Source organism: Pseudomonas sp. OVF7, from assembly GCF_030644265.1.
Classification (GTDB): domain Bacteria; phylum Pseudomonadota; class Gammaproteobacteria; order Pseudomonadales; family Pseudomonadaceae; genus Aquipseudomonas; species Aquipseudomonas gorinensis.
In genome coordinates this window covers 4,246,555-4,259,313 of sequence record NZ_CP128996.1, presented here as the reverse complement: position 1 = coordinate 4,259,313, position 12,759 = coordinate 4,246,555, and the positions used below count along the sequence as shown (strand labels likewise).

General features: G+C 60.6%; 13 protein-coding genes. 5 read left to right on the top strand and 8 right to left on the bottom strand.

Features of this window, described 5'->3' with window-relative positions; all coding sequences use genetic code 11:
• Positions 1-51 precede the first annotated feature (51 nt).
• The 5 genes from nfsA to QU606_RS19275 all read right to left on the bottom strand — a co-directional run bounded on the left by nfsA (position 52) and on the right by QU606_RS19275 (position 4,812).
• Positions 52-873, bottom strand: a complete 822-nt coding sequence (nfsA, locus tag QU606_RS19295; protein ID WP_304997348.1) for an oxygen-insensitive NADPH nitroreductase — start codon at positions 871-873, stop codon at positions 52-54.
• Between the two features lie 130 nt (positions 874-1,003).
• A complete protein-coding gene (locus QU606_RS19290; protein WP_069075961.1) occupies positions 1,004-1,852 on the bottom strand; it encodes an alpha/beta fold hydrolase in 849 nt (282 codons plus the stop codon).
• 12 nt (positions 1,853-1,864) lie between these two features.
• Complete coding sequence (locus QU606_RS19285) at positions 1,865-3,157, bottom strand: FAD-binding oxidoreductase (RefSeq protein WP_304997347.1); 1,293 nt, start codon at positions 3,155-3,157, stop codon at positions 1,865-1,867.
• Positions 3,158-3,214: 57 nt separating this feature from the next.
• Positions 3,215-3,637 carry a RidA family protein gene (locus QU606_RS19280; RefSeq protein WP_024075444.1) on the bottom strand — a complete coding sequence of 141 codons (423 nt, stop codon included), beginning with the start codon at positions 3,635-3,637 and terminating at the stop codon, positions 3,215-3,217.
• Between the two features lie 35 nt (positions 3,638-3,672).
• Positions 3,673-4,812 (bottom strand): tyramine oxidase subunit B, encoded by a 1,140-nt coding sequence (locus tag QU606_RS19275; RefSeq protein WP_024075445.1) that lies wholly within the window; start codon positions 4,810-4,812, stop codon positions 3,673-3,675.
• A gap of 186 nt (positions 4,813-4,998) precedes the next feature.
• Here QU606_RS19275 and QU606_RS19270 point away from each other — a divergent pair, with 186 nt between their 5' ends.
• From QU606_RS19270 to QU606_RS19245, 5 genes are all read left to right on the top strand, one after another.
• Positions 4,999-5,826: an AraC family transcriptional regulator gene (locus tag QU606_RS19270; RefSeq protein WP_024075446.1), complete on the top strand. Its 828-nt coding sequence runs from the start codon at positions 4,999-5,001 to the stop codon at positions 5,824-5,826.
• Positions 5,827-5,972: 146 nt separating this feature from the next.
• Positions 5,973-6,719 (top strand): response regulator, encoded by a 747-nt coding sequence (locus QU606_RS19265; RefSeq protein WP_024075447.1) that lies wholly within the window; start codon positions 5,973-5,975, stop codon positions 6,717-6,719.
• Positions 6,716-7,792 carry an ATP-binding protein gene (locus tag QU606_RS19260; RefSeq protein ID WP_304997346.1) on the top strand — a complete coding sequence of 359 codons (1,077 nt, stop codon included), beginning with the start codon at positions 6,716-6,718 and terminating at the stop codon, positions 7,790-7,792. Before QU606_RS19265 ends, QU606_RS19260 begins: the two co-directional genes overlap by 4 nt.
• A 253-nt stretch (positions 7,793-8,045) precedes the next feature.
• Positions 8,046-8,444 (top strand): hypothetical protein, encoded by a 399-nt coding sequence (locus QU606_RS19250; RefSeq protein WP_304997344.1) that lies wholly within the window; start codon positions 8,046-8,048, stop codon positions 8,442-8,444.
• Positions 8,417-9,337, top strand: coding sequence for an ABC transporter six-transmembrane domain-containing protein (locus QU606_RS19245; protein ID WP_024075451.1), 921 nt, complete (start codon positions 8,417-8,419; stop codon positions 9,335-9,337). Before QU606_RS19250 ends, QU606_RS19245 begins: the two co-directional genes overlap by 28 nt.
• A gap of 12 nt (positions 9,338-9,349) precedes the next feature.
• On the opposite strand, the gene QU606_RS19240 is transcribed toward QU606_RS19245, so the two are convergent.
• From QU606_RS19240 to QU606_RS19230, 3 genes are all read right to left on the bottom strand, one after another.
• Positions 9,350-10,291: a helix-turn-helix domain-containing protein gene (locus QU606_RS19240; protein ID WP_304997343.1), complete on the bottom strand. Its 942-nt coding sequence runs from the start codon at positions 10,289-10,291 to the stop codon at positions 9,350-9,352.
• 77 nt (positions 10,292-10,368) lie between these two features.
• On the bottom strand, positions 10,369-11,148 hold the full coding sequence (locus QU606_RS19235; RefSeq protein WP_304997342.1) for a 2-keto-4-pentenoate hydratase: 780 nt from the start codon (positions 11,146-11,148) through the stop codon (positions 10,369-10,371).
• On the bottom strand, positions 11,145-12,752 hold the full coding sequence (locus tag QU606_RS19230; RefSeq protein ID WP_024075454.1) for a bifunctional 3-(3-hydroxy-phenyl)propionate/3-hydroxycinnamic acid hydroxylase: 1,608 nt from the start codon (positions 12,750-12,752) through the stop codon (positions 11,145-11,147). The genes QU606_RS19235 and QU606_RS19230 overlap by 4 nt, the downstream gene beginning before the upstream one ends.
• Positions 12,753-12,759 lie beyond the last annotated feature (7 nt).

The following is a 12,759-nucleotide window of genomic DNA, read 5'->3' as shown; positions in this document are numbered from 1 at the left end:
ATCCAGTGAGATCAGTCTGAACAAGGACATCCCTGGTTTTGTTTTAATGGCTCAGCGAAGCCCAAATCCCATTCGTTTCAGCTCTTCCACCAGCTCTTCTCGCCCATGGAGGTTTGCGACACTGCGAAGCCTATTGACCACCTGCTCCGACCACCCGGAAGCCTTCATGCCCTCACGTTGGTAGAAGGCGCCCAAGCGCTCATCGTATTGAGCGACCGCAGCCACATCTGTCGCTGCCGAATAGGTCTCATGGTGCAGCACGGCGCGTTGCGGGAGCCTTGGCTTCACTTGCGCTGGCCGTTCGGTAGAGGGGTGGCCGACACAAAGGCCGAAAACGGGATAGACCTGCGCAGGGAGACCAAGCTCCTTGGCCACGCCTTCAATGTCGTTTCGGATGGCGCCAATGTACACACTGCCCAGCCCCAGCGATTCCAGGGCAACCACGGCGTTCTGAGCCGCCAAGGCGGCGTCGATCGTGCCGAGCAACAGGCTCTCGAGGTAAGGGACGGCTTCCAGCTCCACCTCTTGCTGCTCAGCCACTCGAGCGATCCGGGAAAGGTCAGCAAGCCAGACCATAAACAGAGGCGCCTGGCGGATATAGGCCTGGTTTCCCGCCAGGGACGAGAGACGCGCCTTGCGGTCGCTGTCCTGAACAGCGACGACGCTCCAGACCTGCAGGTTTGACGAGGTTGAGGCTGATTGCGCCGCGGCGACCAGGGTCTCGAGGGTGCCGTCAGGCAGTGGCTGATCAGTAAAGGCACGAACGCTGCGATGGTCGAGCAGCAGGTCGATCGTCTCGTTCCAGGGCTTGAGGGGCGAGATGTCCGCCGCGCCATAGCGGGCAGCCAGTTTCGATTGGGCGTTGGCTGTCATTCGATATCTCCAAATAGAAATCGAGGCTACCAAATCCCCGGCAGCGCAGCACGCCTCCCGGGGGAAGTTTCATCTACCACGCAAACCAAACCGATCCACACAGGTACGTTCAGTGTGTCAGTAAAACCGCTCACTGACCTGCATGCACCAGGCCGCTCAAAAAGCCGGCGACCAAACGATTGAACACTTCGCCTTGATCATCATGAACATAGTGACTGGCATCCGCCACTTCCACGGCTTGGACGTGCGGGTTGCTGGCGCACATGGCCTGCAGCATCACAGGGGGTAGAAAGTCCGAGCGGCCACCGCGAATGAACAGGCTTGGGCAATCCAATGAGCGCACCGCCGGCCACAAATCAGTGGGTTCGATACTCAGTCGTGCCTCGGCAATCCCTTGCTGATCATGGCGCCAGCCAATCACTCCGTCGCGCTCCTGCATCGAATGCGCCAGCCTTGATTCCACGCCCTCCTCCGACAAACCTGGACGTGAGGCCTTCCAGAATGCACGGGCCGCGTCCCAGCTTTCGAACTGCAATGGCGTCTGGGCCATCTCGCGACGAATACGCGCAGCGCCATCGCCTTGGGTTGAAGATCCGGGGCCGATATCCTCGATCAGCAAGCCCATCAAGCGTCCCGGGTGTTGCCGCGCATACTCGAGGGCGTTGGCGCCGCCCAATGAGTGGCCCAGCAATACAAAACGCTGTAGGCCAACATGCTCGATCAAATCCTCCAGATCCTCGACATACGATTGGGTGTGGTAACTGGCGGGTTCGGCCCAGTCGCTCAGCCCCCGGCCGCGCTGGTCCAGGGCATAGACGCAGTAGCCCTCCCCCAGGGCCTGTACCAGCGACTCCCAGGTCTGTGCATAGGCTCGCAAGCCGTGCAATAGCACCAGGGGCACGCCTGTCGAGGCGCCCCAGCGCAAATAATGCAGGCGCAAGCCCGAACGATTGGTGAAGAAACAGCTCTCAGCAGGCATGGCCTTGCTCCTTTAGAAACGGTCGAAGCGATAAGGGCTCGGGTCAATGATCGGCGTATGCCCACTGACCAGGTCCGCCGCGAGATGGCCCGCCGCAGGCGACGTACCGAACCCGTGCCCTGAGAAGCCGGTGGCCACGGTCAAGCCTGGGATCTGCGCTACCGGTCCGATCACCGGGTTGGAATCGGGTGTCACGTCGATAGTGCCCGCCCAGGCATGCGCGATCCTTGCCTGTTCGAACACCGGCCAGGCGGCAATCAGATTGTTCAGCGCGTCGTTGTTGAGCTGCGGATTGGCGGCTGGATCCTGCACCCTGATGTGCTCGAACGGGCTGACACTGTCGGCGTGCCAACGACGTGCCAGCATCAGGTCGTTAATAAACGGCTTGCCCAACGACACATTCAGCACGCTGCGTTGCGCACGAAACTGCGGCATATATTGTTTGGCAAGCAACAGGTGATCGAGGGTCAGGAAAGCATCCAACTTACCGCGCTGGGTAATGATGAAACCGCCGTCCTTGTGCTTGCGAAACGAAAAATCCGGGGCGCCGACGGCAATCTGCGTCGGCCCTTCCATCGGTTGGGTACGCAGCACAGAGCAGGTCAAGGGCAAGGTCGGCAACGACACCCCCAGATTGCCCAGAAAGCGACGGGACCACATACCGCCTGCGAGCAATACGTGATCACAGCGAATTTCACCTTTTTCCGTGACCACGCCACTGACCGCACCTGCGGACATCTGCAGCGTACGCACCGCGCACTGCTCGATGATCACTACGCCCATGGCCATGGCGGCGTTGGCGATGGCGCTGCTGGCCAGCGTCGGTTCCGCACGTGCATCGGAGGGTGTAAAAATACCGCCGGCCCAGTCACCCACGCCGCCCGGCACCAGCGCATCAATCTCACGCTTGCTGAGCAACCGCGAATCCAGCGACAAATGCTCTACCGACTTGAGCCAGCCCTCATGCATTGCCATTTGCGCCGGGGTACGGCCTAAAAACATGATGCCTTCCTGGCGATACCCCACATCCGCCCCTACCCGCTCAGGCATCTGCGCCCACAAGCGGTCAGCGGCCAGGGCCAGCGGTATGTCGGCCGCGTGACGGCTGGTTTTGCGCACCCATCCCAAGTTACGAGATGACTGCTCGGCGGCGATCCGGCCTTTTTCCAGGACCACCACCGCGATATTGCGCTCAGCCAAGGCGAGCGCAGCCGTCAGGCCGATGATCCCGCCGCCAATGATGACGACGGACGTCGCGCTGGGAAACACGGTGGAGGTTGTGACGGGCGCTATTATCGGTGCCATGGTCAAGACTCGGTTAGCGAATTAGGGAAGCCACGCATGCACATCGCCACGTGACGATTATTGCGACAGGCGAATGACGTCGACCTGCGCCTTCGAGGCGTTGCGATACGCAGTCACTTCCAGCTCAACCTTGTAGACCGTCGAGCCCAGTGGCGGGCAGGTAACGGTGCTGGCCGGATCGACACCGCGAAACTTTTCGCCGATCAACCCCATCACGGCCGGCACGTCCTTGGGGTCCTGGATAAACACCCGCGAACACACCACATCGGCCAGGCTCGCATCGACTGCCTTCAGGGCTGACTCAATGTTGGCAAACACCTGGAGAGTCTGCTCCAGGACATCCTCGGGAATCAGCTTGGTCTGCGGGTTACGGCCCGCGGTGTTGGAAACGTAGATCCAGTTGTCCACGGCGACCAGGCGCGAATAGCTGGCCTGGTCTTCGAATGGGGAACCGGTCTTGAGCTTGGTGATTTTTGTCATGTCGGATATCTCGTCAAATGGGATGAAGATGAGGCTTAGCGCAGTACCGGGGTTTCCCACAGGTTCAACGTCACGCCGATGCCTTTTTCGATGGCGTTGCGATACACGACCGTGCCCCAGGCCACGTCTTCGACGGGCATGCCGCCCACCGACATGATGATGATTTCTTCATCGTTTTTGCGGCCTGGTGCGGCCCCGGCGATGATCTTGCCGATGTCCTCGACTTCATCGAGTTGCATCTTGCCCTCGGCAATCATGTCCATGAAGCGCACGCCAATCACCGGCACGTTGTGATGCGCAGGCTTGGGTAACTCTTCGAACCAGGCCTGGTACAGACCGGTGTTGTCCAGCACCTTGCGCACGTCGGGTTCTTCCATTCCTGCGTCCAGCGAGCAGGCCGCCGGCATCGCGAGGAACGCACCTGGCTTGACCCATTCGCGCCGCACAATTGGGTAGGTCGACGGGTCACCCGTTTCCCCGGAGCTACAATAAGTAACAAGGTCCGAGTCGCGGACCACCGCTTCAAGGGTATCGACCACGGTAATCGTGGTGATCTGCGGATAAGTTTCTTTGACCCACGCGATAAAGTTGTCGAGGCTCTTCTGGCCACGCCCCTTGATCTTCAGGGTGTCGATATGCGGGCATACTGCGATGAATGCCGCCAGCGTGGTCTTGCCCATGACTCCCGGGCCAAGCAGCCCGACGACTTTCGAGTCCTTGCGTGCCAGGTGGCGTGCGCCCACGCCAGGAATCGCACCGGTGCGGTATGCGGACAACAGGTTGGCCGACATGTGCGCCAACGGCGCGCCAGTGTCGGGATCATTGAGCGTGAACATCAGGATGGAACGCGGCAGGCCTTTTTCGCGGTTGGCGATATTGGAGCCGTACCATTTCACGCCGGCAGTGCAGAAGCTGCCGCCCAGGTAGGCCGGCATCGCCATCATGCGCCGGTCAGCCGTGGGCTTGGGCATGTTCGGGAACGGCGAATCCTGCGGGAAAATCACCATCGCACCATGGGAATCATTGTTCGGGCCGGCCATGCGGTAGTCACCGGCATACAGCAAGCCGAACATCTCCTCCATGGTATTCACGCAGGCCAGCATGTCGGTCACTCCCGCGCGGATCATGTCCTGCTCGGAGAGGTAGATAAAGTCGATTTTTGTAGTTGTAGACATAGTTATTCTCGGACTGAAGGTGATATCACTGCGGTAGGCGCAGCTCCACGCTGTCGAGATCGAGTATCAGGCGGGAGATGTTGGCGGTATTGTAAATTTCGGACATGCCGCTCAGTCTGGTAGGACGATAGTTGGCGCGATAAATGCGTTAAACTTCCCGTAGCGCTGCCTTCCCAAGGTGCAACCATGATCAAACAGAACGTGCCGACTCCCCGGCACCACACCGCGAACGAACAGCCTTGGTTCGTGCTCAACTCTTCACGCTATTCGGTGATGCCTTGCGCACATCCGGCGATTTCGCACTTCTATGCCTTCGATGTGGCGCAATCGGCCAACCTGCTGGCCGTCCCGGACGGCTGCGTAGATATCTTGTTCGACTGTGATGCGACGCGCCCTACCGCGCGGATCTGTGGCACGCCGTTGGTTGCCCAGGCGGTCGAGTTGCACCAGCACCACCATTACTTCGGCGTACGCTTCTCACCGGGCGTTATTCCGGGCTTCGTCAATGTGCTCGCAGAAGAGTTGACCGAACGCGAACTGGACCTGCTGGAGGTCTCCGAGTTCGCCCAACGCATCTTCGAAAGCATCGTCCAGACACCGCTGCTGGGCGATCAGATGCGACTGTTCAACGACTACCTGACCCCACGCCTGATGGGCAAGACCTCGAAACTCACCGCCATGATCATCCAGCAGGCGATGCGCCATCGCGGCGATATTCGCGTCCAGCAACTCGAAGACCTCAGCGGCTACACCAGCCGCACCTTGCACCGCCAGTTCAACCAGGACACCGGTATGTCACCCAAGACGTTTTGCCGGATCATCCGCTGCCAGGCGGCCCTGGACACCCTCAATACCCAGCACGATGTGTCGTTTTCGCAGTTGGCCCTCGACCTGGGCTTTTCCGATCAATCTCACTTCCTGCGCGACTTCAAGAAACTGGTCAGCACCACCCCCTGCGACTACCAGCGCAAGATGACGCAAAACGCCTACAGCGACAGGATCAGCTACGCCTGATCAGGCTGTTGGCAAATAAACCCGCGTCTCCATCGTTTCTCCATAAAACCTCCCATGAAAGCGCATGCTCGTGGTGCACAGTAGCCTTCGTCGTTACAGGGTAATTCGCCATACTGTAATGACCGAACAGCACGACCGAGCCAACCATGACTGAATCGCACCTTGAATCGACGCCAACGGACTTCGCGGATAAACGCCAGGCGTTGATATTGATCGCTGAAGACGAGCCCGAAATCGCCGACATCCTGACGGCCTATCTCAAGCGCAGTGGCTTCCAGATCGCCCATGCCCTGGATGGGCGCCGTGCCCTTGAACTGCATCAATCGCTCAAGCCCGACCTGGTGTTGCTGGACGTGCTGATGCCGAAACTGGACGGTTGGATGGTACTGGCCGAGATCCGCCACCGGGGTACCACGCCGGTGATCATGCTGACCGCCCAGGACCAGGACGTGGACAAGTTGATGGGGCTGCGTATCGGTGCCGACGACTACATTGTCAAGCCGTTCAACCCCGCCGAAGTCGTCGCCAGGACCCAGGCGGTGCTGCGTCGTTCGCTCGATCACGGCTACGGTGCGCGCCAGAGTGTGCTGCGGGTAAATGCCTTTGAAATCGATATCGACAGCCATGAAGTCAATGTGCAGATCGGGGCACATAAGCATTCGCTCAACCTGACCGTGACGGAGTTCAGGCTATTGGCACAGCTGGCCAAGGCGCCCAAGCGCGTCTTCAGTCGCGCTGAATTGCTGGCCCTGTGTTCGCCCGAGAGTGACAGCCTGGAGCGTACGGTGGACAGCCATATCAGCAAGTTGCGGCGCAAAATCGAAGACCTGGGTCTACAGGGCGTACCGACCAGTATCCGTGGGGTCGGCTACCGGTTCGGGAACAACCCATGAATATCGCCAACAGCTTGAGCCGACAGATCATCTTGTCGATGTCTACCGTGGTGCTCTGCGTGATCGCACTGTCGGTGGTCGGTTCCTACGTGTTTTACGCGCTGCTCTGGATGTTCTGGCCGCCGTCGGATCTGGACATGGACGAATGGCTGCCCTCCGGGATGGAGTGGGCATGGATGGCACTGATCACCTGCATCAGCCTGGCGGTGGGGGCCGTGGTGGCGATCAAACTGTCCCGACGCATTCTGATGCCCTTGAACTCGGTCGCGGCCAGCCTGCGCCGCCTTGCCGACGGTGACCTCGATGCCCGGGCGACGGCCTCCGACCGCTCATTGGCTGAGGCCTCCCTGTTAGTGGATGACTTCAACAGTATGGCTAAACGCTTGAAACGCATGGCTGAAGAACAATCTTTCTGGAACGCCGCGATTGCGCATGAACTGCGCACCCCGCTGACCATCCTGCGTGGCCGCTTGCAAGGGTTGGCAGAAGGCGTGTTCACGCCGGACCAGGCGCAGTTCTACAGCCTGCTGAACCAGGTGGAAGGCCTGACGCGCCTGATCGAAGACCTGCGGGTCGTGGGCCTGGCGGACAACGGCTACCTCGAAATCCAGATCCAAAGTGCCAACCTGGCCCAGGAAATCGAGGCAGACGCCCGCCTGTTTGAACCAGGCCTTCTTGCCGCCGGGTTCGTGCTGCATCTGGACCTGCTCGAACGGCCCATCCAGTGTGATCCGGCCAGGATCCGCCAAGCGTTGCTGGCCATGCTGGACAACCTGAAACGGCATGCAACCCCAGGCAATGTCACGGTGCGCCTGAGCAGCCAGGATGGCCTGAATGCCCTGAGTGTCGAGGACGAAGGCCCAGGGATTGAAGAAGCGTTTGCAGCGCACATCTTTGAGCCGTTCCAGCGCGGGGAAAGCTCGCGATCCCGCGCCCAGGGTGGCAGCGGCCTGGGGCTCGCCGTCGTGCGCGCAATTGCCCTGTCCCATGGGGGCAGCGTGACCTGCCGGAACCTGGACAACGGCGGCACCTTATTCGAACTGAGCTGGCCCGACCAACTGGTCGCCATCTAAACCCAACCGTCCCGGGTGACGACATGCGCTTGTCTATTTTTAGAGTCAATAGCGTTCAGCAGTACCGCCACTTTGCCTTACTCGACACACAGGGACGTTGTATCGCTTTCAAGAGCTGCGAAGGGACTCCACAGAACGGCGAATGGGTGCAAGTCAACGAAGTCAACCTGGCCTGGCTGTACAAGACGCTGCCTGCGCGCGCGTTGATCAGGTCAAACACCCGCCCCTTGTAGTTCAGCCTGGGATTGCATGTATGTCTACTAACTATCGCGATCGAAACTTGATTGACGTGACCCTGCTTGAAGACTCCGTACGGCTCTATAGCGCGAAGCTCAGGAGGCTGCAACGTTTCTGGATTCCCCTGCAGAAACAGGCGCCCCGGCTGGTGTTGTCACTGTGGGTCCTCGGTGTTATCGCCTCGCTGGTCAGCCAGTCCTATTACCACTGGCTGTTTACCGCGCCTGCCATTTGCCTGCTGATCATCCTGGAAATCGTTATCGAAGAAGTGCAGATCGACTTGTTACTGATGACCGAGGAGACGCGTTATCTGCTCGACGTCACCCACGGTCTGTATGCCGGAACCCTGAGTTCCCACCCCCGTACTTTGCACAAACCAGGTGGCCCATGCCCTCCGTCACACCTCCACTACTGATTGAGCACAGCCGCAAGCTCGGTCAACAGTCCGCCAGCCAGACGCTCAAGGCGATCGCCAAGGCCTATCCCGGCAAGTTGTTTTGTACCCTGTCGCTGGTGGCGTTGGAAAACGCGCTGCTGCTGGCCTACCCGTTGTTTGCTGGGTTTGCCGTAGACGCCATGCTCCGTGGCGACGCCGGCAACGCCTTGTTCTATGCCGCCGTGGTGTTGGGCTTCTGGGTAGTGGGCGCGGCCCGACGCGCCCTCGACACCCGCACCTTTACGCGTATCTACGCTGACCTTGCGGTACCGGTGATTCTTAACCAGCGCCTGCAACGTCATAGCACCTCGAAGGCCGCCGCACGGGTGGTATTGGCACGGGAATTCGTCGATTTTTTCGAAAAACACGTGCCCACGATTGCCACGGCGCTGGTCTCGATCATCGGCGCGGCCGCGATGTTGCTGGTGATTGAGCCTTGGGTCGGCCTGGCGTGCCTGGTGGCGCTGGGGCTGTGTCTCGCGGTGGTGCCAGGCTTTGCGCGGCGCAACCAGCGCTTACATGAGCGCTTGAACAACCGCCTGGAAAAGGAAATCAGCCTGGTGGAAAAGGTCGGTGCCCACACCTTGCGCCGTCACTATCAGGTGCTGTCACGGCTGCGTATCTGGCTGTCGGACCGCGAGGCCATCGCCTTCCTCACCATCGGTATCCTCGCGGCCTTGCTGTTTGTGGTCGCCATCAGCCAACTGGCACTGGCGCCTGCGGTGAAGGCCGGGCATATCTATTCGGTGATGACTTACCTGTGGACGTTCGTCAGTTGCCTGGATGAAGCCCCCAGCGTGGTCGACCAATTGGCTCGGCTCAAGGACATCGGCAAACGCGTGGATCCGGGGTTGGATGAGGCGTCTACCTGATCCTTCGTCTGTTCAGACGATCGCCCGCTGGGTTTCCGACGGTGACTGGCCAAACAGTGCGCGGTAATGCGCGGCAAAGTGGCTCAGGTGGAAAAAGCCCATCGTCACCGCTACGTCGCCGACGTTTTGGCTGCAGGCCGGCGTAGCGATCAGGCGTCGACGCACCGCATTCAGGCGCAGGTTTCGCAGGTACTCAACCGGGCGCATGCCGGTCACCGCCTGGAAACTGTTCTGCAGGGTCCGCCGGCTCACCCGCAGCTGTTCGCACAGGTCGAGAATGCTCAATGGCGTGTCGCCGCTGGCATCGATCAACTCCTGGCTACGCTTGACCAGGTAGGCACTCACGGCGAAATTGCCGCGCCGGCAACGCACCTCATCGGTGGCGTTGCTGAACAGGTCCAGGAAGGCGCCAAGCAGTTCGTCTTCGAGCATCTTTTCGGCGCTCGTGCTGATAGCCTCCGTCTGTTGCAATAGGTGACGAAACAGTGGGTAGATACGCCGCCGTATCCGCAGCAGTAACGCATCGTCCACGCAAATCTGGGAGCGGGTGGTTATGCGTTTGAGCTGGTCATTGGACAACTCGAAGGCCGCCAGTTTGGCAAAGCGTACGGTGTCGACGTTAAGCGCGAAGAAATCTGTGCCTTCGGGCGCATGCAACACAAACTCCTCGCCGTCGCGCAACAGCACCACGTTGTGCGCCCCCACCTGCTGCCCCTGTACGACCGGCGCACTGCCCAACGACATGGCCACGCACAGTCGCCCTGTGGGGGCAAAGCCGCGCTGCACCACGCGTTTGTCCAGCACTTCCTGGAAGATCTGAAAGCGCTCGGCAGACAACTGGCGCAGCCCGCTCGTCAGGCAACCACGCCCCAGTTGGTCATACACTTGCCGCCAGCCCTGAATGGAGCCGGCATGCAGTTGAGGGTCATTGAAGGTTCGAACTTCAGCAAGCATGGTCGTCGTTCCTCGGGGGCCCCGTTGTCGTCATTGGCCTGAAGGGGACTGAAGTCATCCTTGACGGCATCGATGGTTCACACCGCGGTTTTGTCCGTGGTGAAAAGCAAAGCCAGTTCCGTGCCAAACATATGCAGGCGGTACGTGGCAGGCTGGATATCCATCGGCGCCAGCAACGCACCGGACAGCACCACCTGCCCGGCCTCCACCGGCTGAAGGTCGGCCAGCAGGCGGCGAATCAGCCAGCAAAGGTTGGTCAGCGGCGGGTCCTCGCGGCCCTCGGTATCGCCTTCGCCACAGAGCGCGCCGGTACATTCGAGGCGGTACGCCACATTGGCGTGCTTGACAGGGTCGAACGCGATTCTGGGGCCCAGGCAATAAAGGCCCGCCGCCGCGTTATCGGCGAGAAAGGCCCCCACCCCGAACGTCCAACCCTGCCAACGGCAGTCGGCAATCTCGAACGCCGGTGCCACCTCGGCAATCGCGTCCAGGATCTCCTCATCGCTGTACTCGCCCGGCGCCAGGCTGCGCCCCAACACAATCGCCACCTCGATCTCCAGCTTGGGCTGGATCAACCGCGACAGCGTCACCGCTGTGTTCGGCTGTACGCACATCTGGTCGGTCAGGCCGCCATACACCGGTTCGTCAATGCCGAAGCGCCGTTGCGCGGCGCTGCCGGCGAAGGCGATCTTCCAACCGCTCAGTTGTTCGCCCAAGGCCTGGCGCAAAGCCAGCCCCTGGCGTTGCAGCGCGTACCCGGCGTTCAGGTCCAGCGCCTCCGGGGGGAGCGGCGCAATGGCTTGCACCCTGCGCATGGCCTGGTCCAACTGGCTCAATACGCGATGATCGGCAGTCATGACAGCTGCTCCGCTAACTTGCGCAACACCGATTCAAGCCGCTCAGGCGTGGTAATGGCGGCGACAAACCGATCCGGACGCACCACAACGACGCAATCGCGCACCCTCGAGAACCATTCGCCGAGGCGGTTATCCACGTCCTCCACGCTGATGGCATCCGTGGCCGTCAATGGCTGGTTGCGCCCCATACCACTGCGCGAACGGTTGACCTGGATAAAGCGCGTGTCCCAGCGTGCCCAGAACGTGGCCATTTCTTCGCTCAGTTGCGCGCGCGGATTGACCCGATAACCCAGCACCGCATAGGAATTGCCAAGCACATCATCAAGACGCCGACGCTGCCCCTGGGCATCTTCGATATACGGCTGCACAAACAGCTGGCCGACCAGGTCGTCTTCGCGCAGTTCGGCACGCTCGTGATAGACCAACCCTTTGGTGATGGTGGCCTTGGGTTTGAACTTGAACTCCAACAGGTGCGAGCGCAGGTTATCTACGCTGTTCACCGCCTGGAACAACCAGTCACGCACGCCGGCCATCAACGGGTTGGTCAGCCCCAGTACCGTGCCCATATTGTCGGCCAGGGCGACCAGTTCGGTGGCGTGCCCACGACGTTCCTGGTCATAGGTGGCGAGGATCCCATGGGCAGCGCGCCCGTGGATGATCGCCGCCAGTTTCCAGGCCACGTTGGCCACGTCACGCAGCCCGGAATTGAGGCCCTGCCCGGCCCACGGTGGCGAAATATGTGCGGCATCGCCCACCAGCGCCACGCGCCCTTGGACGAACCGCGCCGCCACGCGGGAATGGTGGGTGTAGGCGCGGATACGGATGATGTTCAACGTGTCCACCGCGTCGCCGATATGCCCACGAATCAGGTCGCGGATGGTGCTCTCTTCGCACATCTTCGCCTCGTCTTCGCCCTCCATCAGCATGAACTCCCAGCGCCGCTGCTGGTACGGCAGATAGATGCATACGAATGGCCGCTGCGGGTCAGCGTGCAGCGCGGTATAAGGCGCATCCAAGGTGTCATTGGCGGTGTCGACCACTACCCATTTTCGCGCATGGGTCAGACCGATCAGTTCAACACCGAGCTTTTTGCGTACGGTGGAGCGCCCGCCATCGGCGCCGATCACGTAATCGGCGCGCAGTTGGTAGACCTCGCCCTGGGCATCGCGCACCTGCAAGGTCACGCCCTCCCCATCCTGCTCCAGCTCGAGCATTTCATGGCCTTGGCGCAACACCACACTGCTGCGCTGCCCGAGCGTTTCGCGCAGCGTGCCTTCGAGCAACTGCTGCATGAAGATGTTGCGCATCGGCCAGCCGTAATGGGCGGTACTCGGCTTGACCTCGGCAAAACACACGCCGCGTGCGTTGTAATAGCGCAGCGGCACATCGCAGATCATGTCGCGCACCGCCAGTTCAGCGATGCCGATTGCCTGGAGAACGCGCAGCGCTTCATCATCCATGCCCACCGCGCGGGGGTAAGGCAATATGCAGTCGGCAAGCTCAAGGACGACGCAGTCGACACCGTACATTCCCATATAGTGCGCGGCCGTAATGCCGTTGGGGCCACCGCCCACGATGACAACTTGGGTCTTCTCCTGCTTCATCGCTATT

Coding starts and splice junctions, on each gene's coding strand:
- QU606_RS19275 (WP_024075445.1), bottom strand. CDS start 4,812: ATGTCTACAACTACAAAAATCGACTTTATCTACCTCTCCGAGCAGGAC.
- QU606_RS19265 (WP_024075447.1), top strand. CDS start 5,973: ATGACTGAATCGCACCTTGAATCGACGCCAACGGACTTCGCGGATAAA.
- nfsA (WP_304997348.1), bottom strand. CDS start 873: ATGACAGCCAACGCCCAATCGAAACTGGCTGCCCGCTATGGCGCGGCG.
- QU606_RS19240 (WP_304997343.1), bottom strand. CDS start 10,291: ATGCTTGCTGAAGTTCGAACCTTCAATGACCCTCAACTGCATGCCGGC.
- QU606_RS19250 (WP_304997344.1), top strand. CDS start 8,046: ATGTCTACTAACTATCGCGATCGAAACTTGATTGACGTGACCCTGCTT.
- QU606_RS19285 (WP_304997347.1), bottom strand. CDS start 3,157: ATGGCACCGATAATAGCGCCCGTCACAACCTCCACCGTGTTTCCCAGC.
- QU606_RS19290 (WP_069075961.1), bottom strand. CDS start 1,852: ATGCCTGCTGAGAGCTGTTTCTTCACCAATCGTTCGGGCTTGCGCCTG.
- QU606_RS19230 (WP_024075454.1), bottom strand. CDS start 12,752: ATGAAGCAGGAGAAGACCCAAGTTGTCATCGTGGGCGGTGGCCCCAAC.
- QU606_RS19270 (WP_024075446.1), top strand. CDS start 4,999: ATGATCAAACAGAACGTGCCGACTCCCCGGCACCACACCGCGAACGAA.
- QU606_RS19235 (WP_304997342.1), bottom strand. CDS start 11,148: ATGACTGCCGATCATCGCGTATTGAGCCAGTTGGACCAGGCCATGCGC.
- QU606_RS19260 (WP_304997346.1), top strand. CDS start 6,716: ATGAATATCGCCAACAGCTTGAGCCGACAGATCATCTTGTCGATGTCT.
- QU606_RS19245 (WP_024075451.1), top strand. CDS start 8,417: ATGCCCTCCGTCACACCTCCACTACTGATTGAGCACAGCCGCAAGCTC.
- QU606_RS19280 (WP_024075444.1), bottom strand. CDS start 3,637: ATGACAAAAATCACCAAGCTCAAGACCGGTTCCCCATTCGAAGACCAG.